This is a genomic window from Bacteroides sp., from assembly GCF_052357945.1.
GTDB lineage: Bacteria > Bacteroidota > Bacteroidia > Bacteroidales > Bacteroidaceae > Bacteroides.
On record NZ_DAWCXD010000015.1, the window covers coordinates 19994 to 44518 of the forward strand.

Consider the following 24525-nt stretch of genomic DNA (forward strand, 5'->3'; position numbering starts at 1 on the left):
CAAAATCCAACGATTTTTGCTTATTAGAGAATACAATTATCTTTTTATAGAAAAATCAATAAGTTATAGAAGAATCAATAAGCCCTCCATAAAGAGTAGAAACTTAACCTATGACAACATAGAAATCGGATTCAACAACGAAATTCCACTTGGGTTGTTTTGGGGTGTCAAAACACTTTTCTTTAGGAAAGTGCTTCTGTTACACAGAGCTTTAGCAGGGGTAAGTCTTTCAATTTGAGTATTATGACACCATCTATTTCCCAATAATCACCTCACACACCTTATCCTGAAATGCCCGTGCCTTAGCTGCCGAAAGCACATTCTGGTTCATAATGACAAAGGCCACTTCATGTCCGTTTTTCATCTTCAGATAGCCCGCAAGCGCATTTATTGCCGTAAACGAGCCTGTTTTGGCATGAACATTCCGGAAGGCAGGAGTACCTTTCATCCGGAATTTCAATGTTCCGTCCACTCCGCCAACGGGAAGAGATTTATATAACATCTGAAACACCTCTGTTTGCGAGTACGCATATTTCAGAAAATCGACCAGCAGGGCAGGAGAGAGGTAATTATAATTGGACAGTCCGCAACCGTCGGCAATCTTATAGTCTTTCGGGTCATGCCCCAGGTGACGGATCAATTTCATAATCTCGACAATACCATCTTCGGCAGCTACCTGCTTCTTTCCCGTAGCCTGCGCCCCTAAGCGACAGAGCAATGCTTCCGCATTGAGATTATCACTCTCTTTCATCAACTGGTTCAGCACTTTCTGCACGGGAGTATTCCAGCAAGCCATCCGTTCTACAGTCACACTATCACGAGGCAATTCGGCAAAGCCATACGACTGGGGAGTCGTGATTCCTTTCCCACGAAGACGCTCCAGGAAAGTATGCATAAAGAAACGGGGAGAGTCGTAGATGTTTACATCGTCCTTTCTGACCGAAGTGACATTTCCCGAAACAAGGAGATTGTTTCCATTCGTCAGCCAGTCTCTCGTGAAAGAGAATTTTCCGGCAGAAGAGGTACATGTTTTCGTCTGATTCGTCACTGTATAATAGGAGGATACAGGTTGACAGGAAACACTTGCTGTATCTCCCTGCACCGTAGAAGGAACGACAGAAACCTGCACAGTCCCCTTGCAAAACATCAGTGGAGACAAATAGGGCTGATAGCCCGCAGGGGTATCGTCCCATGCCCATCCACTACCCCAATAAAGGGAGTCTTTCATCGAAACGTCACCATATACCTGTCCGTTAATCACCGAAAAAGGGAAAGTGATTACCTCTTCTATCAATGAATCCATCGACTGGCTGTTAAATTCAGGATCGAATCCGCCTACCACATACAGGTTGCCTTGCAAAGTATCATGTTCTATCACGCCATCGTGCCATACTTCCGTGCGGAAAGGTTCGGCAGCTTCGGGGCGGGAGAGTGCGGTAATAGCCGTCAGCAGCTTCATGGTAGAGGCAGGACGGGAAAGTTTCTCCGCACGATAGTTATAAAGTGATTTCTTAGCCGTCAGATCGTAGACGGATATGCCGACCTCGGATGCTTCGGGGAGCATCTTCTTGATAAGCGAATCTATCCGGGAGAAATTTTGTTGTCCCCAAAGTGGCAACAAACAAACTGAAAGGGCGACCAACAAAAGACTTTTTTTCATACAATACAGTTTATGACATCAACAAATGATAGTATCTTACCTCTATATCTATTTCAAGTTTTTCTCTACCTGTCCAAGAAGCGAACCGGAGCCATAGCCGGACCATACATCCTGAATCTTTCCATCAGGGGCAATCAATACATAATGAGGGATTCCCCGTACCTGATAGTTTAGGGCAAGACCGGTACGTCCTTTACGAAGTTCATTCCACTGGTTACCGCCCATTCCTTTCGTCTTGATATACTCTTTCCAACGTGCTTTCGGGTCCTCACTAATACTAATCACAGTCATTTTATCCTTATACAGATCCATCACCTTCTCCATTTCGGGTATCGACTCCACGCAAGGACCACACCCGCTACTCCAGAAATCGAGTAAGATGAATTTTCCTTTAAATTCGGAAATATGACGGAGAGAATCATTCGCATCATACAAGTCTCCATCCACCATCATATCTCCAACTCCTACGGTAGTGGGAGGATAAACATAGGCTGTAATCTCCTGTCCGTCATCTGTTTGTTTATCGGCTTCGGACATTCGGGCATAGAGTTTTTTCACCTCTTCTTTATAAGGCATGATGGTTTTATATTTCATCATGGAAGCAAAAAACAATAATCTATCCATCCACACCGGGGAGACGGGAGCTTCTTCCATGTATTCCATTTCCTTTTTCCAGATTTCCTGCTGCAACGGCATTGACAGTTTCCGGATAGAATCTATTTTGGCCCAGGCCTGACTTTCAAACTCCCGGTCGCCCGGATGGTCTATGAACATCATCCGTTGCCAGTCATATTCCGCTGCCATGTATTGCATCAGTTCTTTCTGTTGAGCCATCGCGCAAGCCGTAAAGCGGTTTTCTTCCTGCTGTTCCGGCACATCACTTACTACTTCCCATGTTTTCACTAGTTTGTCCTGTCCCTTGATTTCGATGTATTCTCCCGGTGCGATCCACACTTCCAGCCATGTACCCGGGAAGCCCCGATTATCAGACATTATAAGCATTTTCCGTGTGGTAGAAACCGTGTCGCGAAAAGAGAACTGTCCATTCATAAGCGTATCTCTCAAGACACAGTTAAGAATATTTCCGTCTTCTTCATACAGGCCGATCACAATGCTGTCGGGAAGATTGGCCAATTCGCCCTGAATCAAATATTCATTGGCGGCAACTGACGCTTTACGATTAAATGTACAATGACACATCACCATACAAACTATTGCCAATAAGACCGGAATGATTATATATTTTCTCATCATATATTTGATTTTATCAGTAAGATACCCACATCAATGAACGATCGCAGATATCAGAATCCGTTTATAACACTTCCCGGAAAATCTCTCCTACCGTAGGATGTGGGAAAACAATCTTTTTCCATTGCGCTGCCGTCAATCCGAGCTCAATGGCAGTGCCCGCAAGAGTGATAATCTCCGAAGCCGGATTGCCCAATACATGGGCTCCAATCACCCGTTGCTGTTCGTCCAGCAGTACTTTGCAGACTCCGTTGACGCCTTCATTCTCCGCCACAAAACGGCCGGAGTAAGCCATCGGAAGTTTGATAACCTGATAAGTGATACCTTTTGCCAACGCCGATTCCTCCGTTTCACCCACTCCGGCAATCTCTGGATTGGTATAGACTACGCCCGGAATAGCCCGATAACTCATGGCATCTTCCTTTCCCAAGATGGAATGTACGGCAACTTCCGCTTCACGAACAGCCGTATGCGCGAGCAAAGAGAATCCTGTCAGGTCACCACAAACATACACGCCCGGCACAGAAGTCTGCATCTTTTCATTAACTCTGATAACGCCACGCTCTGTCTTCTCCAAATTCAAGTTTTCGAGCCCGAAACCTTTCGTCACCGGGCGACGGCCGACACTCATCAACAGCTTTTCTGCAATGACACTGCCGTTTCCCTCCGCGTTCTCATAAGAAACAACAGCCCCTTCTTCCGTTTGCGACAAGCCGACCACTTTCGTACTAAGCAGGAATTTAATACCTCGTTTTATATATTCTGCACGGAGCAAAGCGGAAAGCTCCTTATCCATTCCACCCAGGATTTCGTCCATCATCTCAACCACCGTCACCTGTACTCCCAAACTATTGAAGAACGACGCAAACTCCATACCGATTACCCCGCCACCAACAATAGCCAGAGAAGCCGGCAATTCTTTACTATCCAAAGCATCCCTGTGCGTCCAGTAGTTCACCGCGTCCACTCCCGGAATAGGGGGAATAAAGGTTTCCGAACCCGTACATAATATCAGATTCTCTCCTTCGTAAGTCTCTTCCCCGCAGCGAACCGTATTTTTATCAATGATCTGCGCTTCTCCTGATACAATTGTAACATTGTTGGCAGTCAGCTTCGCTTTCACTCCCAGCACCAGTTTACGCACTACCTTACTTTTACGCGCTATTATCTTAGGCAAATCGAAAGAGACTTCCGGGATATTGACTGCATACTTTGATGCATGTTTTGCACTGTCATAAGTCTTTGCCGAATACAACAATGTTTTCGTAGGAATACAGCCTTCGTTCAGACAGACGCCACCCAGACTATTCTTTTCGATAAGCAATACGCTCAAACCGCCTTTACCGGCAGTTTCGGCAGCCGTATATCCCGCAGGACCGCCACCAATGATAATTACTTGATATTTCATAGTATATAATCAGTTAATCTTTTCATTATTATCAAAACATGCTACGATTCATCCGCTTGAGAGTCTACAGGGTCTATTGCCTCCGTGGCCTTTATTTTCTTTGCGAACATTCTCTTTTCGAGTAGTTCTGCAAATTCCTGTTCCTTGACAGGCATCACCGAAACAAACTTCCCTTTTCCGTATTCTATCAAGATATAATCCGTCACCGAGAAGCGGCCGAACTTCATGGAATGGTATTTCCTGACTGCAGTAATTTCGGAAAGCGGGATGATCTTCTTGCGAATAAAACGACCACGTGAGACTTCCAGATCACCGTTTGTTGTCAATGTATAAGTAGTATGTATAATTTGCTCGATCACTACAATCAGCATCAACATAAACAGTACCGCCACTAAGATATATTTACACCACAATGCGCCGACGGCATTCACAGTAAGCACCACCAACAGGAAATATTGGTACCAGGCGATGCGGGCATGAAAAATTCGATTCATTTTGTCAGATTTTTGCCTGCAAGGTAGCAATTTTATGAATTAGTGACAACGAAAAGTACAACGAAGTAACTTATTTTGTAGCTTTGCGGTGAGAAATAACAAGATTATGGTAAGAAAATTCGATTTCCTCGTTATCGGTTCCGGAATTGCCGGTATGAGTTTTGCGCTGAAAGTGGCGCACAAAGGTAAAGTTGCTCTTATCTGTAAAAGTGGGCTGGAAGAAGCCAATACGTACTTCGCCCAGGGAGGTGTAGCCTCCGTCACCAACCTTCTGGTGGATAATTTCGACAAGCACATTGAAGACACAATGATTGCCGGCGACTGGATCAGTAACCGTGCCGCAGTAGAAAAGGTAGTGCGCGAAGCTCCCGCACAAATTGAAGAACTGATTAAGTGGGGAGTGGATTTTGACAAAAACGAGAAAGGCGAATTTGACTTGCACCGCGAAGGCGGACACTCGGAGTTCCGTATTCTTCACCATAAAGATAATACGGGAGCGGAAATTCAGGACAGCCTGATTAAAGCCGTACAACGCCATCCGAATATCACGGTCATCGAAAACCAGTTTGCCATTGAAATCCTGACACAGCATCACCTGGGAGTGACTGTAACCCGCCAGACACCGGACATCAAATGTTATGGTGCTTATATCCTCGATCCGAAAACGGGAAAAGTAGATACCTATCTTGCCAAAGTGACGCTGATGGCTACCGGTGGAGTAGGAGCCGTTTATAAAACAACCACTAACCCGCTAGTCGCTACCGGAGACGGCATCGCCATGGTTTACCGTGCCAAAGGTACGGTGAAAGATATGGAGTTTGTACAATTCCACCCTACCGCCCTGTATCATCCGGGAGACCGCCCTTCTTTCCTGATAACGGAAGCAATGCGTGGTTACGGAGGTGTACTGCGTACAATGGACGGCAAAGAGTTCATGCAGAAATATGATCCCCGTCTTTCGCTCGCTCCCCGTGACATCGTGGCACGCGCCATCGACAACGAGATGAAGAACCGTGGAGACGACCATGTATATCTGGACGTCACCCACAAAGATCCCGAAGAAACAAAGAAACACTTCCCCAATATCTACGAAAAATGTCTTAGCCTGGGCATCGACATCACGAAAGATTATATCCCGGTAGCCCCGGCCGCCCATTATCTCTGCGGAGGTATTCTCGTTGACCTAGACGGACAATCTTCCATCGAACGTCTCTATGCCGTGGGAGAATGTTCCTGCACAGGATTGCATGGAGGCAACCGCCTGGCTTCCAACTCACTGATAGAAGCAGTCGTATATGCCGACGCTGCCGCCAAGCACAGTCTACAAGTGGTCGATCAATATTCTTATAATGAAGATATTCCCGAATGGAACGATGAAGGAACCCGTTCGCCGGAAGAAATGGTGCTCATCACGCAAAGTATGAAAGAAGTGAACCAGATTATGAGTACGTATGTAGGTATTGTCCGCAGCGACCTCCGTCTGAAACGTGCCTGGGACAGACTCGATATTATTTATGAAGAGACTGAAAGCCTGTTCAAACGTAGCGTAGCGTCCAGAGAAATCTGCGAACTGCGTAATATGGTGAATGTGGGTTATCTGATTATGCGCCAGGCAATGGAGCGTAAGGAAAGCCGTGGATTACATTATACGATAGATTATCCTCATGTGAAGAAATGATTATGAAAACATTGATTCGGACTTTTATTCTTTTCTTCTGCATAACAGGACTAGCTTCGTGCTATGCAGGTATTCCGCTGAAAAGCGGAAAATCGGAAAATAACCAGACCTATGAAGTCAGTTATCTGTTCGAGCACGACGGAGTGAAAGTGTACCGTTTTCTCGATATGGGAAACTATGTGTATTTCACCACCCGGGGAGATGTAACCAGTATCAAAAATGATTCAACAAGAAAAAGGACGATTACTATTTATAAAGACAGTATACCAAACCGATAACGAAAAGAGGCTGTCTAACAAGTCTCTTTTTAACGATTTCACCCCTATCAGCAGTTCAAACAATGACTCTGACAGGGGTGATTTCTTTTTTTCGGGGCATGTTAGACAGCCTCTTCCTTTATCTAAATCATCCAAGATTTATCTATTCATCCGTAGATTAATAGTTTTCCTTCTTCACCTCGAAGTAAGCCTGCGGATGCAGACATGCCGGACAAACTTCGGGAGCTTCTTTACCTACAGTGATGTAACCGCAATTACGACATTGCCATACCACTTCGCCTTCTTTAGCGAATACAGTCATATTTTCGATGTTGTTCACGAAAGCCAGATATCTTTCTTCGTGACCTTTTTCTGCGATGGAGATATTGCGGTACATAGCAGCAATCATTGGGAAACCTTCCTGTTCTGCCACATCAGCAAAGTGAGGATAATCCAGTGACCATTCTTCATGTTCACCTGCTGCGGCAGCGCGAAGATTTTCAAGTGTAGTACCAATTACACCGGCCGGATAGCTGGCAGTGATTTCTACCATACCACCTTCGAGGAACTTAAACATACGTTTTGCATGTTCTTTTTCCTGATCGGCAGTTTCAGTGAAAATAGCTGCAATTTGTTCGTAGCCTTCTTTTTTAGCTGCACTTGCAAAATAAGTGTAACGCATTCTAGCTTGTGATTCTCCTGCGAATGAAGTCAACAGATTCTTCTCTGTTTGAGTTCCTTTAATACTCTTAGCCATAATTCTTTTTATATTTTAAATTGGTTGATTATCAAACGTAACTTGTCGTACTATTTATAACGCAAATATAAGCCATTTGTTCACAATAAACCACCTTTTCTTAATGAATAAAAACTATCGCCTCATTAATGAAATCTATCAACAGACAAATAGTATGTTCAAAAACATACTTATTTCGATTATTTTATCTAATTTTGCAACCTCTACTTTGCAAAAAAGAACGGAGTACACGTATAACAACATATAAAAATGAAGCTATTTGAATTTAAACCCAAACTGGTTTCTTGTCTAAAGAATTATTCGAAAGAAACGTTTATGGCGGACCTGATGGCCGGCATCATCGTAGGTATCGTGGCGCTTCCACTGGCTATCGCTTTCGGTATCGCTTCGGGAGTTTCACCCGAAAAAGGTATTATCACCGCTATCATTGCGGGATTCATCATTTCCCTGTTGGGAGGCAGCAAAGTCCAGATCGGCGGCCCTACGGGAGCATTTATCGTCATTATTTATGGCATCATACAACAATACGGCGAGGCCGGACTGATTGTAGCCACGCTGATGGCGGGCGTACTCCTTGTATTATTAGGAGTGTTTAAGCTGGGAGCGGTCATCAAATTCATTCCTTATCCTATCATCGTCGGATTTACTAGCGGTATCGCCGTCACTATTTTCACGACCCAGATTGCCGATATTTTCGGTTTATCTTTCGGAGACGAGAAAGTGCCGGGAGACTTCGTCGGGAAGTGGCTGATTTATTTCCGTCACTTCGACACGATCAACCGGTGGAATACCATCGTAAGCATTGTCAGCATTATTATCATCGCCATCACTCCGAAGTTCTCAAAGAAAATTCCCGGCTCGCTGATTGCCATCATCGTAGTCACGGTAGCCGTTTACCTGATGAAAACTTTCGGAGGAATCGACTGCATCCAGACAATCGGCGACCGCTTCACCATTAAATCGGAGTTGCCCGATGCCGTTGTGCCTGCGTTGGATTGGGAAGCTATCAGGGAATTGTTTCCGGTAGCTATCACCATTGCCGTATTGGGAGCTATCGAATCGCTGCTGTCTGCCACGGTAGCCGATGGTGTGATAGGCGACCGCCACGACTCCAATACAGAACTGATTGCACAGGGAGCAGCCAATATCATAGCCCCGCTGTTTGGAGGTATTCCCGCCACCGGAGCTATCGCCCGTACCATGACGAATATCAACAACGGGGGTAAGACGCCGATAGCCGGAATCATTCATGCAGTAGTATTACTGTTGATTCTGCTCTTCCTGATGCCACTCGCACAATATATCCCGATGGCATGCCTTGCCGGAGTACTGGTCATCGTATCTTACAACATGAGCGGATGGCGTGTATTCAGAGCTTTACTGAAGAATCCGAAATCGGACGTTACCGTACTGCTTATCACGTTCTTCCTGACCGTTATCTTCGACCTGACCGTCGCTATCGAAGTAGGATTGGTGATTGCCTGCGTCCTCTTTATGAAACGTGTCATGGAGACTACTGAAATCTCGGTGATTACCGATGAGATTGACCCGAATAAAGAATCGGATATTACCGTACACGAAGAAAACCTGATGATTCCCAAAGGCATAGAGGTATACGAAATCAACGGTCCTTATTTCTTCGGTATCGCTACCAAGTTTGAAGAGACAATGACCCAACTGGGAGACCGCCCGGAAGTACGTATCATCCGTATGCGCAAGGTTCCGTTCATCGACTCCACAGGTATTCATAACCTGACTGCTCTCTGCGAAATGTCGCAGAAGGAAAAGACTACCATTATTCTTTCGGGAGTCAACGAGAACGTGCATAATGTACTAGAAAAAGCCGGATTCTACGAGTTGCTGGGAAAAGAGAATATCTGCCCGAATATCAACGTAGCATTGGAAAGAGCAAAAAGTCTGGTAGAATAACGCTGTTTATCAGTTACTTGCAAGCTATATATACCATGCGTATTGGACATATATGCCCAACAAGCGGGCTGCCACAGAATCACTTCTCCGGCAGCCCTTCTTTCATTAAATTAAAAAACAGGAAGAGTATGATGTCATTTACTCCTGACCTCCTCCTAAAGCACGGTATAGGTTAATTAAACTTTGTATTTCAGTAAAATGATTGGCCGTCTGCGACAGTTGCGCACTAAGCAACGACTGTCGGGAGGTAAGCACTTCCAGATAGGTTGTATTACCATGCTCCATCAACAGAGTAGTGCTTCGCAGAGCCGTTTGCAGGGAAGTGATCTGTTTATCCAGCACGATTCTTTTTCCCTGACTGGTTTGATAGGCAATCAACGCATCATTCACCTCACTACCGGCATTGAGCAACGTTTGCTGAAAGCCGAGCGCTGCTTCTTCCTGTTGCGCACGGGCAATGCGGTATTGTGCCACCACCTGCCCTCTGTTAAAGAGCGGCTGCGTAAGCGAACCTACCGCTGACGCGAGAAACTTGCCCGGATTGATAATCATCGCCCCGGCGGAGTTTGTCCATCCGGCACTCCCGCTCAAAGTGATGGAAGGATAGAAAGCCGAACGTGCCGCATTGGTGCCATAGAACGCCGCTTCCAGCGTCCGCTCTGCCGAACGGACATCCGGACGGGAAGAAAGCATTTGGACAGGAATCCCTATCGAGAAGTCGGTAAGAAACCGTTGCTTTGCCAGCATACCACGTTCATAGTTGCGTGGCGTCTCCGCCAATAATAAGGCAAGACTATTCTCCACCTGACTGATCTGCTGCTGCAAATCGAGGACCGAACCCTGCACCTGATAATAGGCCACCTCCATCTGCGACACAGCCGATTCGTTTGCCAGTCCCGCATTCATCAATGCACGGGTAGACGCAACGGTTTCTTTCCATGCCTCTTCCGTCTGACGGGAGATGTCGAGTTGTTCGTCCAGCATCAGCAGGGTATAATAGGTATTGGCGATACCTGCTATCAACTGCGTACGGACTGCCTGACGGTAATCCTCGCTTTGAGCGTAAAGCGCCTTCGCCTGTTTCTTGGCATTGCGCATACGACCGAAAACGTCCAACTCCCAACTGGCAGTAACGGGCAACGAATAAGTCTGTGTAGCCTTCTGCGTATCGAAACTGCTCACTGTTCCCTGCGGAGCAAGAGCAAAAGCGGGCAGAAAAGCAAGTTTGGCGGACATCAGCGTTGCCTGCGCTTCTTCTACACGAAGCTGGGCGGACTGATAATCAGTGTTAGTCTGCAATCCCACTTCGATGAGAGACTGCAAATAGGGGTCGGTGAAGAGCTCCCGCCAATCCATATTGCCCAGACTGGCAGTGTCTTCGGCTACCACTTCCCCACCATAAAGATTGTCGGGGACGACAGTGGCGGGTTTGTATTTCGTATAGATGCCACAACCGCTAAACAACAGACTGACGGCAACTAATGTGATGATATTCTTCTTCATTCTTTCTTTCATTTATTTACGTTCGCGTTCAACTTCGCTCTTTTCTTTCTCTAAAAGCACCTGCACGTCTGCTTCCTCTTCCATCGGTTTGCGGATTTTCTCCTGCAAAAATTCAAAGATGATGTAGAAAACCGGAACGACAAAGAGCAATGCCAGTGTTCCGACAGCCATACCGCCTACAACACCCGTACCCAGCGAACTGTTACCGTTGGCACCTGCACCGGAAGAGAACATCAGCGGAAGCATACCGAAGATCATCGTCAACACCGTCATCAGGATAGGACGCAGGCGGACTTGTGCGGCAGAGTAGGCAGACTCCACGATGCCCATTCCCTTGCGGCGACGCTCTATGGCGTACTCCGTAATCAGGATGGCCGTCTTAGCCAGCAAACCAATCAACATAATCACACCCGTCTGCAGATAGATATTATTCTCCAACCCGAGTATTTTGGCGAAAAGGAACGATCCCATCAGTCCGAACGGCACGGAGAAGATAACGGCAAACGGTACGAGGAAACTCTCGTAAAGACAGGCCAGAATCAGATAGATAAGGAAGATACAGATGGCGTAAATAAAAACCGTCTGCGCACCACCGCTACTTGCTTCTTCGCGTGCCATACCACCATATTCATACCCGTAGCCTGCCGGCAAAGATTGAGCAGCCACTTCTTCAATCACTTTCTGCACCTCGCCGGAAGAGTAACCGTCGGCAGGATTCACATTGGCGGTGATGGTGCTGTAAAGATTGAAACGGTTAGCCGTTTCCGGTCCCAGCACTTGTTTCAGCGTCACGAACTGGCTCACCGGCACCATCTGCGCACCATTAGGAAGTATAAAACTTCTGAATTCTATTGGTTCGCCCTCTTATATTAATTTTCTTATGTATTATCAAGAAGAAATATATCTCTGTTTGAATTATATTTTAATAAGAAGCTGTTACCGGAATACCTTCCTTTTCCAATAAAGCCACAATACGGTCTAACTCTTCATGCGTAGCCTTTTGCAAATCGTGGTCGGGAGTCTCCCGGTCAATCGTATAAATCATCACTTGACGGGGAGCGATTTCTTTCACTGCTTCTATCCAAGGGAGCACATACTTGTCGGATGTATTATCCATGTCTTTTCCCTGATAACCTCCTTTCAGAAACATCGTCTGTACGATGCAGTTTCCTTTGAACTCTTTCATTCTTTCGATGATCTTCTTAACAGAATATTTTCCGTTAGGACGGTCCAACAGATGAATGTATTCTTCATCCACCGTATCCAGTTTCAGGATATTATTATCTATCTTGTTCAGTGCTTCGAATACGGCAGGACGGTCGATAAATGTAGAGTTACTCAATACGCTTACTTTCGCTTTTGGGAAATACTTGTCGCGAAGCGCAAGTGTATCTTCTATGATTTCCGGGAAATGGGGATGCGCAGTCGGTTCACCGTTTCCGGCAAATGTCAGTACATCAGGAGCAGGGCCGTTTGCCTGCATGTCTTTTAGTTTCTCTTCGAGAGCCGTTCGGACTTCTTCACGGGTAGGAAGAAGTTTTTTCGTACGATGTTCGGCATTGAAACCACACTCACAATAAATGCAGTCGAATGAACAAACCTTACCGTCGTCCGGCAATAAATTGATTCCCAATGAAACGCCCAAACGGCGGGAATGAATAGGGCCGAAGATGGGTGAAGGAAAAATAATAGTCATCTTATTCTAATTATTTATTCATAAATCATAGCAAAGATAACCCAAAACTTATAGGTTATTCTATCTGTACGACCATTTTTTCATCATCCCAAACAAATTATTACTCTAACGCCACTCAAGAAACCGCACGGAAATATTGATCCATTCTTCTCAAAAGCAGAATATACATATCACGTACTTCCCTTTGGGAATGTGTCGTGCTAAGCTCCTCCAGTCTATCGTACAGACTATGCAATTCGCTCGTTAAACGTTTCTTTATACTATTATGTTCAGTAGCTTCCTGCATAATATCCAGCCACGCTTCCAAACATATCAGCTGAATATCCATCTGTTCATAACTAACGGCAGACTGCGGATCAAAACCATTAAACAACCCTTTATAAAGATCCCGGAAAAAATCAATATCGTCATACCCCTTCCGGTCACTCTGCAACGCCTGCAATCGAAGAGCTGAAATTGTCTTTACACTCAACAAATGTTTGAACAACTTCGCCAGTTCCGGATATAGAAGATTGTTTCTTGTTTCCAACAAATTCTCTTTTACATAGGTACACTCCATCTTTTTAACAGGATGAAATAAATAGTTGTCCAAATCAAGCATTGCCTGACGCTGCGCATCTGCCGGTTGAGAACTACCCACCACCTTTGCCATTTCCATCAGATAACTCCCATACAGACGAATAGCCTTTCTGTATATATCAGTGAGCGAACTCCCCTTATCGTATTTCTTCCCCTTATACACAATCTTATCCAACCGACTCACTACAGTCTGTAAATCCGATATTTTGACCGCATAATCTTCTGGAAATGAAGAATTAGAATTCTCCTTCCCTGATGGTTGGAATAAACGAATGTGATCTGGTAAATTATGCTCTATCCATTGGCGGAGCTTCTCCCGTTCATCATAACAATTTTGGTCTCCTTTGAAAGGATGATAGCCAAAATAAACAGTCTGGCAATCATCATCTCCAACTTTTAAAGTCTTTCCACACGAGCTTTTCGATAAACTTCTGCGCAAACCTAAAAGATATCCAATTTCTTCCGTTATTTCATTTTGCAACAATTCTTTTTCCACTTCTTTAGAATAACGGTCAGCCAGAATACGCGAATCCGAGGCACCGCAACTTAACAAATAGTCGTCTAATTTTCCTTTTAGGAATCCATGTCCGATATTCAGACGACATGAAAGTATCTCTCCGGTACGAGGATGACAGATAAAGTCACTTTTGATCCCCGGTATTCTCAAATCATAAGATATAAAAGCACGTTGTTCCGCCGGAATTATCTTTCGGTCTGCATACCTTACTTGTAAAGCATCATGAATACCTGCTTTATGGAAGGCGGTATTCCATGCTTCCACTCCTTCCTTTACTGCCTGGAAATATTCCTTCGGAAAAAGGGTATCTACATAGAAAGTAAGCGGTTGTGACATATCCCAACGAAGAATCAATGAATCTTCTACCATACAATAAGGATTTTGCGAGTAATCTTTGAAACTCAATGTCCGGTAGGGTATTCTGTAATCTGCCAGGCGGATCTGATCTTTTTTCAGAGGTAGCAAGCGTACTGCACAAGTGACTTCCAAAGGCATACTACCTTCAGGCAATATAACGGTAGAACTGGACAGCATATATCTTTCCGCTTCAACTCCATGATAGCGCCTGACCGTAAACGACACACCTTCCTTAAAAGGATGTATTTTCATTATTTCCGACAGTTCCGGAACCAAGGAACGAATAAAACTATCATTATAGCTGAACCAGTCATCGCCAGTCATCAGATACTCTGTTATCCGAATAATAGCTCCCTGTTCTTTTGAATAGGCCACCACCGGATAACTTTTACCGGCAGGTTGCATATTTGACAACGAGAAAGATTGCTGATATGTGCTTTTTTCATCTAAAATACGCTCTGTATAAAACGGTTTTTGAAAGCAAATTGTAGCTTTATCCGGAGATATAATACGCACTACTCCCAGTCCGTCAACCGGACGATTCAACAAATCAAACCCTCGGTCTATCTGTCCACTGACTTTAATTTCCCGCCCGATATATTTTTCGGGTATTTCCAAATAGATTTCTTTTTCCGCTACATACACAGGAAACACACCGTCGATCTTATTCATCCCGGCAACAAAAAACTCGTCAAATGACTTGACGGAATCCTGTGCCTGAAGCAAAGCTGTGACACACAACAATATACCAATCACATATCTTCTTCTCTTCATGAATTTCTTTATTTACTTTTCATCATTAAAACAAAATACTATCTACAAGAAACATTGTCCGTTTTTTGCTAACCGGATCCGTAATCTTATGGCTATAATCAAGACTTTCCTCCTTTATTCTATTCAAAGCCTGCATAATGGAAACCAATAATCTCGACGAAGTTATCTTTTCTGATCTATCCAACAATCTAGCAAGTTTACTCACATAAAGCAGCTGCACTTTATACTTGGCGTCACTTACAGGAATATTGTCAGCCCATTCGGCAAATAACTCTTTATGTATGCTTTCCAAAAACTCATCTACAGACAACATATCCTCACAAACATTCTCCGTTCTTTCCACTTCCCGGAGAGAACGAATCATTTCCGACATTAGCTCTTCATAAAAGCGGTCGAACTCCTGACTACCATCTATTTCTAATTTAGTGGTAAGTTCTTTATCAAACATCCATACAGGCGGCTGTAATATATAAGTCTGTATAAAGTTCATAACCTTCTTATTGTAATCGGCTTTTTCAGGTATGTAAATATTCTCATCATCTGTTTCAGCAAGGCGTTTCCCGCCCAAATGAGACAAAACGTGCTGTACCCACTGCTTATAATGATTTAATACCGCTTCATAACGTCCCTGCAATACATGCAAAGACGTTTTATCCGTCACATTCCAGACATCAGGATGTTCACACAAATATTTCAGATTCTCTATTCCCTGTGTATTAACCATAACATGGTCATTACCTAAATCTTCTGCCTGAGCCCGTACATCCATTCTGCCCGAAAAATGTAATGAGGGATCTTTCTGTTTTTCTTGATTCCAAAGGGTCCTGTTCTTTTCTCTTTCAGAAGCATCTTTACCCGGAAATATACGGTAGCCCCATTCAATAGCCCACTTATCATATTCACCGACACGTACCCTCCTGTTTCTCAAATCAACTTTATCTTGAGGACGCAAAGCATAATTACACCGCACATAATCCATAATGGAACTACCAATACTATATTGACTTAAAAAATCATTATCACGTAATTGATCGATGGAGTAATGAGAACTACCCAGAAAGTTATGTTCCAACCCTAATGTATGACCCACTTCATGTGTCAGTACTTGTTTTATCTGTTCGTATTGCAAAGAGTCCGGCAGCTCTATATTCCATGCCTGCGGATCATTCGCTCCACATTGAGCAAAATACCATTTCTGTTCCAAGTTCAAGACACTGCAAAAAATACCGATATGGCAAGCAATAATCTCACCGGACCGGGGTTCACAAGGAGTGGGACCATAAGCGTTATTTTGTCCTGATATCTTCCATGAAATAAACGGATAACTACTATCATAAATACTAAAATCAGGATCTTCCTCAACGGTAGGAGCCAGCTGCGCATCAATGGCGTTCTTAAACCCGGCTTTTTCAAAAGCCGGACGCCAGTCACGTACCGCTTCAATGATACAGTCGATGTACTTTTCCGGTGTATTACGATCTATATAAAAAATAATAGGTTGTATAGGTTCTACTAGTTCCCCCCTCATGTATCTTTCTTCATCTTCCGCCCTTATTTCCAGCCGCCATCGTTTAACAACTGATTTCTGAATAGCAGGCTGATCCCCTTGAAAAGACTCCTTGTTGATAGAAAAATAAGCTCCGGTATTTGCAGTAACTGCTTCCAATGGTCTTTTTGATAGTAATCTTATGCAGATACCTGTATCCCAGTCTCCAATATAAAGAGGTGCAACAGGCTTACCCGGTATTCCCATTGATGAACTTTGATAAGCTCGTGACGCATGTATCAACAAACGATTATCATATCCCTTGATTTCCTTGATACAGTCTTTTTCGCTTAGATGTGTACCTATCAACAAATCAAAAGACACAATACCGAGAGTGAACAGAGGAAAATTTTTTAATACTTCACCAATCTCTATCAGACTACTTCCCTGATTCCTCGCTTTAACCGGCAAAATTTTATAAAGCCTTTCATTCCCACGTTGGGCGGCGATTTTTGCATATGTTCCTTCAGGATTTTCTATCACCCTTTCATATTGTGGATCCATCATCCACAACTCGTTACCCTGTTTCTGGAAACTAAAAAGTACCGGACCTATCATGTCACCCGCATATCCGAATTTCTTTTCCATATCCCGGTCTGGACGGGCAGGAGCTGTCAGGATAGTTGTCGTTACGGCAAACTCACGTCCAATCAATGAATCCGGGATTTCCCAATAGATATGTTTATCACTTCGATAGGTAGTAAACATACCGGGAATAACTTCCACTGGTGCTTCTTCTTTAATAAAAGTTGTAATACTTTGCTGTTGCCCGTACAGACAAGTACAGACAACAGCAAGAAATACTGCACCGATAATTCCTTTTAGCATAAAGACCGGTTTATACTATTCATAATTATAGCTAATATCAACAATCTTCCCAATAGGCTGATCGGGATCTTCGTAAACACAAATGCTGTTTTCTTCACGAGCTACATCGCCCGCCACTGTCAATTGCAATTCTACAACTACACCTTTGTCAGCAGTATTGATACCCAACCCGAGAGACATACCTAGTTTCTCCTTATATTCGCCCGTTTCCTCATCGTCATCTTCCTCTCTCACACTTTCAGGGTCCTTAAATTTTAAACTAACTATCTGTGCTGACGGATCAGTTTCATAAGTATAAAGTTCAATTGCTCTTCCGCGGTCAAGATCAATGCGATATAATTTATTACCCGATGTCATAAATATAAGGTTTGCCGTATACGCGTAAGAAGCTGCAAATTTTGCTGTTTCTACATTTACTTCGGACGGTAAAGCAATCGCATACCGGGCAGCACAAATCGGATCTTCATCTTGCGCACTGAATTTAAACACAGTCAGCTCTTTTCCGTTCCGAGGAGAAGCAATCGCATAAGCAGAATTTCCCCAATTTCCACCCGTAACAATATCATGTACTTCTAAAGACGGATCAATTACATCCGGATCAAACAAATTAGATTCGTCTGACATTGAATACGTGGATACAGGCTTCTGGTCACTCCATTTAGTACCATAATTACGTATACTTTGAGTAGCCTGATTCCCCATATAATCACCAACCCCCGGAATAGATGCACTAAGAAAACAATGACTTTCAGAATCAAAAAACAAATAGCCTCCTCCATACGAACCATAAGCGGAAATAGCGGGAAACTCACTTTCTTTTTTTACCGAGAATGGTACACAAAATCCATCCATAGGAGCACAATATGCTTTTCCACTATTTACAAACAATTCACCATGAGTACTCATCTTATAGAGCTCGATATTCAACGGTTCCCCTTTTCCAGTCGGTTCAAAAAGTATTTTATTCGACGGATATCTCGTTATTAAAGTACTTGGAGTCAACAAGGCCAAGTCCCGATCGGTTACCACCATTAACGCCGGACTTACTTTAAAACCAAAACCACCCAGCATATTACTTAAAAACGAATCTCCATAGTTTTTTCTTGCACTTACCGCCAAAGGTTTTCCTTCTAACGGAAATGACTGATTCAGTTCTGATTTAAAGACATCCGGATAAACATAATATCCTTCCGGAGTACCCTCTATCGCTCCTAATACTCCCTTTCCTTCTTTTTCCTGCAATACAAACCAGCAAGGATTTAAAGGACGAATAATTGCAACTTCACCTATCTGATACCAGGTTGTTCCATTCTTTTTATCCGTAATGACCAACATCAAACCTATATTTTCCGATTCATAAGGCTCGACTGTTACTTTACATTCTTTACCTACGGAATAATCTTTATAATCACTAAGTCTGTCCGACCCCGCTTTCTTTCCTTCGATTGTTTTCTTCCATTGAAATACAAGGTTTTCCTCATTTTGCTCCAAAGTCTGAGAAATCTCGGGTATAATTGAAACTTCGACTGCTTCCTCTTTAGGCATACGTACCTTCGTTTCAGGTATTACGATATCCATCGTATTTACATCATGATAATCGTAATCTCCCTTGTCATCGTAACAGCCTGTTTGCAATAAAGCCGCTCCGATAAAACTTACTATACAGATGATATATTTCCTCATAACGTTTCTTTTTAATCTTATTCATATTCTATTTCATCACCCTCTTCACCTAAAATCGGTGGATTCCCCGCCTCCTTATATTCTCTATAAGCTTGCTTGATTACATCAATATCTTCATCTTCCAAATCATCCCATACACGTTGACATACATCCATAATAAACATATATTTAGCATCGCTATAGCTGCCAAATCCCACATAATCACTCCATTCGGTCGGTTTCAACTCCCATCTGACATTTAAAACGATTTGATTCTTTTCTACCAGACCTTTATCAAACTGATGAAGAGGGTTATTCAAATCAAACTCCAGATAACAACCATAAACATTTCTACCTGCCTCTACTTTCGGACGATTTATTTTATAATAGAATATCTGGCAAACTGTATCAAGGTCAGTATATGTATACTTGCTTTCCAATAATACATCCACTGAATTCTGATAATCATTATTCGGAGTTACTTTCACACAGAAATCACGATTCTCTTTCAAAAAATCTCCTTGTATTCTTACCTCGAAACTGTCTACAGCATAAGGTTCTTTCTTCACATAATCCGTATCAACCAAAGTACGGACATGCGTAGTGCTACCATAGAAATTGATACGAGGTGTCTGGTCATATAAGTCTATCTCGTTTTCACTGCATCCTACATAAATGCCGCAAACAAGAATAGCTAAAACAAAATATATAATACGTTTCATAATGCTTCATCATTTAGAGTTGTTTCCAAAAATATACTCGTCATCCGGCAACGTCATCTGATAATGGGCTTCAGTCATCGTTTCAATCCCACAACCATAATAAGTGCTATAATTATGCGCTTTCAAGAAATAGAAAAGTTGACCTTCCGCGAAATATTCTTTTCTATATTCTTTCATTATCTCATTAATACGTTTAGTCTGGTTTTTGTCTTCTTCCGAAGTATTATCAAGGTCATCATATCCGGTAGTCGGTATTTCATCACTATAAGAGATACCACGTGCAAAACGTACGGTATTTAACGCGTCAGCACTTTCCGATGCAGAAGGAACACATTCTGCTACAATATAATACATTTCGGGTAAGCGTATCAAAGGGATAGCGTCAGCACCGGAATAAGCATATCCGCCATTCAAAGGTTTCTGATTATATTTTCTACAAAAAACATCTGTCCGACTTGCCCCATTAATAACCTCAAACATTTCCGCATTTTTTCTCCAGTCAGTATTCCCTGCATCGGCAGTTTCATAGAAGAATTTAAATTTATCTCCATCCAGATAGAAATGTTGCTGAGTATTGGTATTCTCCATATCCATATAATTACCAATAAGCAAATTGGAGAATTCATTGACTGTTATTCCAAAGATTTGCTCTGCGTAGCGTATGGAATTGTAATTGGAAGCAGTCTGCGATTTGTACAATGTAAAATACTTAGAGGCAGCAATCACTTGTTTAGCGTACTCTGTAGCCAATCCTTTACTTTCCGCATCACCTTTGTAACAATATACACGAGCCAGCATAGCTTTAACCGCATATAAATTCATACGAAACTCACGATTGACAAGAAAATGATTTTTATCTATAAAATCTTCATCCGTCTGATCGGTAAAGAAATCAAGAGGATCACTCTCTTTCAGTAATTTTTCAGCGTCATTCAAATCTTTGAGAATAGCATCAACCACTTCGCTGGCTGGTAAAACAGGAGTGGCATCCTTATCAAAAGCAATACGGTAAGGTATAGCTTTGGATGCAGGATGTTCTTTATAAACAGGACCGAACATACGCAACAAATCAAAGTGAAGAAAAGCACGAAGCCCGAGTGCTTCTCCCTTCATAGTTTCATAATATCGTTCGGTAACTAAAACATCTTTATTTTTGTCTACGTACTCCAAGAAGTTATTAATATTGGCTATGATGTTATACATCGTTGAGTAAATCCCATTCTTCTTACTCAAAAATATGTTCTCATAATCGAATACGATACTTTGGTCGAAAACAGCATTTGTATTATACCCCGGATAATCGGAATATAATCCTGCCAACTCATCCAAATAAGCATAAGTCAAGTCTCCAGCATATAATGTCGTGGTTCCCAACTTCAAATAAATACCTGTAAGCGCATCCTTAAATCCTGATTCCGACTCAAATTGCTTGTCGGTAGGAATAGAAGTCTTCGGAGATACATCCAACCAGTCGCTGCAAGACATAAGTCCCAGCATTGTTGTTGTTAATAGTATATATATTATCTGTTTCATACAAATAGGTTTTTAATTAGAAAGCAACATTCAGAGCAAATGTAAACTGACGGGAATACGGATAGTACAAACCTCTTTCGCGTTTCACTGTAGACCAATAGAAAAAGTCTTCCATATTAAACGTCACTTTAGCGGAACTCAATCCCCAATGACTAATAAATTTTGTATTAGTACGATCCATACGATAGTAAACAGACAACGAACTTCCCTGGAATATATTTTCATCCATTATAAACCGGGAAGTGGCTTTCGTTTCCAAACCATTAGGATTAAGAGCACGGAACTGTGCCTTATCACCTGGTTTCGCCCAACGTAGCTGAGTTACCCGTCGATCTACATTATATTTCAAATTAGCATTTTCCACTTTGTCAAGCAAAGTCTGATTATATACCTGACCGCCAAACTGATACCTGAAACTGACGTCTGCTCCCCAACCTCTGTATGTAAAGGAAGAATTAATATATCCTTGCCATTTAGGTTCTGTATTACCAATAGGTACTACATCATTCGCACTCCAGTTAACGGCACTCGTCATCTCTCCGTTACGTTTCAATAATATTTCATCTCCGGAAGCCGGATCAATACCTAATGAACGTACTACCCAGATACGAGAAAGAGATTCACCTTCTTCATAACGTGGCAACGGCGTATCTTTTAAATCTGACGAACTTTTATCATTTTTGTATTTCATCGCTTCCGATATTTTCAATAGTTTGTCAGTATTATGAGAACCGTTTACTGTAATTGTCCAATAAGCTTGTTTAGCAGGGTTTTTATAAGGAATAGCCGAGAGAGAAATTTCCCAACCCTTATTCTCTATCTTTCCCAGATTTTCCGGATAACTGCTGAAACCAAGAGAAGGAGCAAGACTTATATTGGCAACCATATTATCTGTTATTTTCCGATAATATTCCACACGTGCAGTAAAACGCTGATCGAAAAAACCGAGTTCCAAGGCAAGATTAGTACTTTTTGTAGTCTGCCATTTTAAACTTTCATTATGCATAGCCAAGATTTCCGAACCTGTTGCATCCGATGAGTAATAAGGAAGCAGTAAATTGGAATATGTATAATAACCATGTGCCTGATAAGGATCAAAACCTTGGGAACCGGTCGTGCCGTATGTACCTCTCAAAATAAAATCAGAAATAAAAGATACATCTTTCAAAAAGTTCTCTTTTTTCAAATCCCAACGTAATCCGGTTGACCAGAAAGGAGCCCAACGGTTATTTTTTCCAAATTGAGAAGAACCGTCCAAGCGTATATTAAAGTCGAACGAATACTTATATTTATAAGAATAGCCTCCCGCAGCCACCCAACCAATGGAGCGTGTTGTCCTCTCATCTCCTGTCACTTTTTCATTATATTTCTTACCAAATAGCAAGTTATCCATATTATCATTCGGAAAACCGGTTACATAGTTTCCATAGGTTTCCGAATTATTCTCCAATACACTCATACGTGCATTAGCAGTCAGGTAGTGATCTTCCAGTTGCTTATTCCAACTTCCTGTTAAATCTATGCCCCAATTGACAGCTTCGCTCTGACTTCTGCGGTAATCACCTCTTAAGGTAGGATCGGTCACATTATCAAAAAGCGTATGTTGTGCAGGACGAAAAATATCACGATGTCCTACGCTCTTGGACAGATTAAAAGCTCCTTCAAACCGTAATTCATTAGTAGGATTATATTCCACTTTGAAAAGTTCACGTACTGTAAAGTTTTTACTTTGATCTTTGCTGTTGAATGTCGTATTGTACATCGGATTCAAATAGCTCGACTCACCACCCACTCCTTCAAAATTATCAAGCCGTTTTTGTATTTCTCCGTTCTCTCCATACGGACGCAGATAAGGATTCAAGCGGGTATATTCACTAAAACTTCCCCACGGAGACTCATTAGCTACCGAATTATCCAACGTAATACTATTCTTTAACAACACCTTCTTCAGACGATACTGAAAATCAAGTGAACCGGTCAGTACATCACGTTTGCTGTCTTTCATCACACCCGGAGAACTATTATATCCGACATACATCCGATAACGCAAGGCTTCGTCACCACCTTCCAGCGTAACTGTATGTCGTTGTTGGAAAGCTGTTTGCAAAGGCTTGTCCAGCCAATAAGTATTTACTCCTGCCAGCACTTCACGCAATTTAGATTGATAGAGCTGCCATTTTTCAACTGTTTCGCCGCCGTATGTATAAAGTCCGCTTTGCAACTCTGCATCTATCTTCTCTCTTGCATTCATCAAGTTATACCCGGTCATATCCGGAGCTTCAATACGAAGTTCCCCACCATAAGTCACCCAAATCCGTCCGGGTTTGGGAGTCTTGCTTTCGATAACAATTACTCCATTTGCCGCACGCGAGCCGTAAATAGCCGTAGCTGCCGCATCTTTCAACACAACGATAGAAGCAACACGGTCAGGATCCATATCGGCAAGTGTCTGTATAGTGATTTCAAATCCGTCCATGATAAGCAGCGGTTGATTGGCATAGGTCTCATATTCGCCCTGAACTGCTAATACGTCATTACTGGTAGAATTAAAATCTACCGCAGACTGTGTAGCCATATCCATATTTGCACCACCACGCATACGCATATCAGGCAGATTATTCGGATTAGACCCCATATTGATATTATCCATGATGCGAAGCCCGGGAGCAACAGCGGCTATCGCTTTAGCCACATTATTCGTGCTATACTTTTTCAGATCTTCCCCCTTGATAGTAACGGCAGAACCGGTGAATCCCTCTTTCTTCCTATTGAACATACCTGTCACCACTACCTCATCCAACGCCTTCGTATCAGCTTTCATCACTATCGACATATAAGCTGAAGAATGCAAGAACTGGGTTTCCAAACCTACGTACGATATTCTGACCCGGCTATCTTTCGGAACGTCAGAGAGCTGAAAATTACCATTATTATCTGTGATAGTACGAATATTATTAGGAGCTTCCACTATAATAGTGGCGCCAATGACCGGAAGTCCGTCTTCCTCGAAAAAAACTTTTCCTTTTACTTGTGAAAAAACCTTTTTAGAATCCTTTTTTGTGATATTGATAAATTGTCCGTCAATGTGATATTTCAACGGATTTTTTCCAATAATCACTTTCAATGCCTCATCAACTGTAGCTTTCTCTACTTTTCCGGTAGAAGTATAAGAACTAATTTCATCGTAAATAAAAAGAACTTTATACCCCGATACTTTTTCAAAACGTTTAAAAATAGAGGGTAGTCCTTCATTTTTAAACTCCATTGTTAGTTGCTTTTCTTTGCCTGTCTGTGCTTCCGCACGCCATGAATAGGCAAAAAGGAAAAGCAAAAATAAAACAATGAACTTCTGTGCTTGATTCTTTTTCATAAGC

The 24525-nt window shown here is 42.6% G+C and carries 16 protein-coding genes and 1 pseudogene; 3 read left to right on the plus strand and 14 right to left on the minus strand.

The window, feature by feature from the left end:
* Positions 1-253: 253 nt before the first annotated feature.
* The 4 genes from dacB to ACT8YW_RS05575 form a co-directional block, all read right to left on the minus strand.
* Positions 254-1660, minus strand: coding sequence for a D-alanyl-D-alanine carboxypeptidase/D-alanyl-D-alanine endopeptidase (gene dacB / locus ACT8YW_RS05560; RefSeq protein WP_444104286.1), 1407 nt, complete (start codon positions 1658-1660; stop codon positions 254-256).
* A gap of 48 nt (positions 1661-1708) precedes the next feature.
* Positions 1709-2911 (minus strand): TlpA family protein disulfide reductase, encoded by a 1203-nt coding sequence (locus tag ACT8YW_RS05565; RefSeq protein ID WP_444104302.1) that lies wholly within the window; start codon positions 2909-2911, stop codon positions 1709-1711.
* Between the two features lie 64 nt (positions 2912-2975).
* A complete protein-coding gene (gene lpdA / locus ACT8YW_RS05570; RefSeq protein ID WP_444104287.1) occupies positions 2976-4319 on the minus strand; it encodes a dihydrolipoyl dehydrogenase in 1344 nt (447 codons plus the stop codon).
* Between the two features lie 41 nt (positions 4320-4360).
* Entirely contained in the window at positions 4361-4813 is a 453-nt protein-coding gene (locus ACT8YW_RS05575; protein WP_087318029.1) for a PH domain-containing protein, read from the minus strand.
* 106 nt (positions 4814-4919) lie between these two features.
* Between ACT8YW_RS05575 and nadB the strand changes: the two genes are divergently transcribed.
* Both nadB and ACT8YW_RS05585 read left to right on the plus strand, forming a co-directional pair.
* Complete coding sequence (gene nadB / locus ACT8YW_RS05580) at positions 4920-6491, plus strand: L-aspartate oxidase (protein ID WP_004298834.1); 1572 nt, start codon at positions 4920-4922, stop codon at positions 6489-6491.
* 2 nt (positions 6492-6493) lie between these two features.
* Positions 6494-6769 carry a DUF4884 domain-containing protein gene (locus tag ACT8YW_RS05585; protein ID WP_444104288.1) on the plus strand — a complete coding sequence of 92 codons (276 nt, stop codon included), beginning with the start codon at positions 6494-6496 and terminating at the stop codon, positions 6767-6769.
* Between the two features lie 157 nt (positions 6770-6926).
* Here the strand turns inward: ACT8YW_RS05585 and rbr are convergent, their stop codons facing one another.
* Positions 6927-7505 (minus strand): rubrerythrin, encoded by a 579-nt coding sequence (rbr, locus tag ACT8YW_RS05590; protein WP_349824727.1) that lies wholly within the window; start codon positions 7503-7505, stop codon positions 6927-6929.
* 249 nt (positions 7506-7754) lie between these two features.
* On the opposite strand from rbr, the gene ACT8YW_RS05595 reads away from it, so the two are divergent.
* A complete protein-coding gene (locus ACT8YW_RS05595; RefSeq protein WP_444104289.1) occupies positions 7755-9434 on the plus strand; it encodes a SulP family inorganic anion transporter in 1680 nt (559 codons plus the stop codon).
* Between the two features lie 138 nt (positions 9435-9572).
* Here ACT8YW_RS05595 and ACT8YW_RS05600 read toward each other — a convergent pair whose 3' ends face one another.
* The 9 genes and pseudogenes from ACT8YW_RS05600 to ACT8YW_RS05640 form a co-directional block, all read right to left on the minus strand.
* Positions 9573-10937 (minus strand): TolC family protein, encoded by a 1365-nt coding sequence (locus ACT8YW_RS05600; protein WP_444104290.1) that lies wholly within the window; start codon positions 10935-10937, stop codon positions 9573-9575.
* 12 nt (positions 10938-10949) lie between these two features.
* Positions 10950-11762 (minus strand): annotated as a pseudogene (locus ACT8YW_RS05605) (efflux RND transporter permease subunit); the annotation flags it as partial.
* A 97-nt stretch (positions 11763-11859) separates the two neighbouring features.
* On the minus strand, positions 11860-12633 hold the full coding sequence (locus ACT8YW_RS05610; RefSeq protein ID WP_444104291.1) for a radical SAM protein: 774 nt from the start codon (positions 12631-12633) through the stop codon (positions 11860-11862).
* Positions 12634-12748: 115 nt separating this feature from the next.
* Positions 12749-14860: a DUF5117 domain-containing protein gene (locus tag ACT8YW_RS05615; RefSeq protein WP_444104292.1), complete on the minus strand. Its 2112-nt coding sequence runs from the start codon at positions 14858-14860 to the stop codon at positions 12749-12751.
* Positions 14861-14885: 25 nt separating this feature from the next.
* On the minus strand, positions 14886-17234 hold the full coding sequence (locus tag ACT8YW_RS05620) for a zinc-dependent metalloprotease (RefSeq protein ID WP_444104293.1): 2349 nt from the start codon (positions 17232-17234) through the stop codon (positions 14886-14888).
* A gap of 15 nt (positions 17235-17249) precedes the next feature.
* Positions 17250-18917 (minus strand): PKD-like family lipoprotein, encoded by a 1668-nt coding sequence (locus ACT8YW_RS05625; protein WP_444104294.1) that lies wholly within the window; start codon positions 18915-18917, stop codon positions 17250-17252.
* 17 nt (positions 18918-18934) lie between these two features.
* A complete protein-coding gene (locus ACT8YW_RS05630; RefSeq protein WP_373173483.1) occupies positions 18935-19618 on the minus strand; it encodes a DUF4843 domain-containing protein in 684 nt (227 codons plus the stop codon).
* 9 nt (positions 19619-19627) lie between these two features.
* Positions 19628-21151 carry a RagB/SusD family nutrient uptake outer membrane protein gene (locus ACT8YW_RS05635; RefSeq protein WP_444104295.1) on the minus strand — a complete coding sequence of 508 codons (1524 nt, stop codon included), beginning with the start codon at positions 21149-21151 and terminating at the stop codon, positions 19628-19630.
* Between the two features lie 16 nt (positions 21152-21167).
* Entirely contained in the window at positions 21168-24521 is a 3354-nt protein-coding gene (locus ACT8YW_RS05640) for a SusC/RagA family TonB-linked outer membrane protein (RefSeq protein WP_444104296.1), read from the minus strand.
* Between the last annotated feature and the right edge of the window lie 4 nt (positions 24522-24525).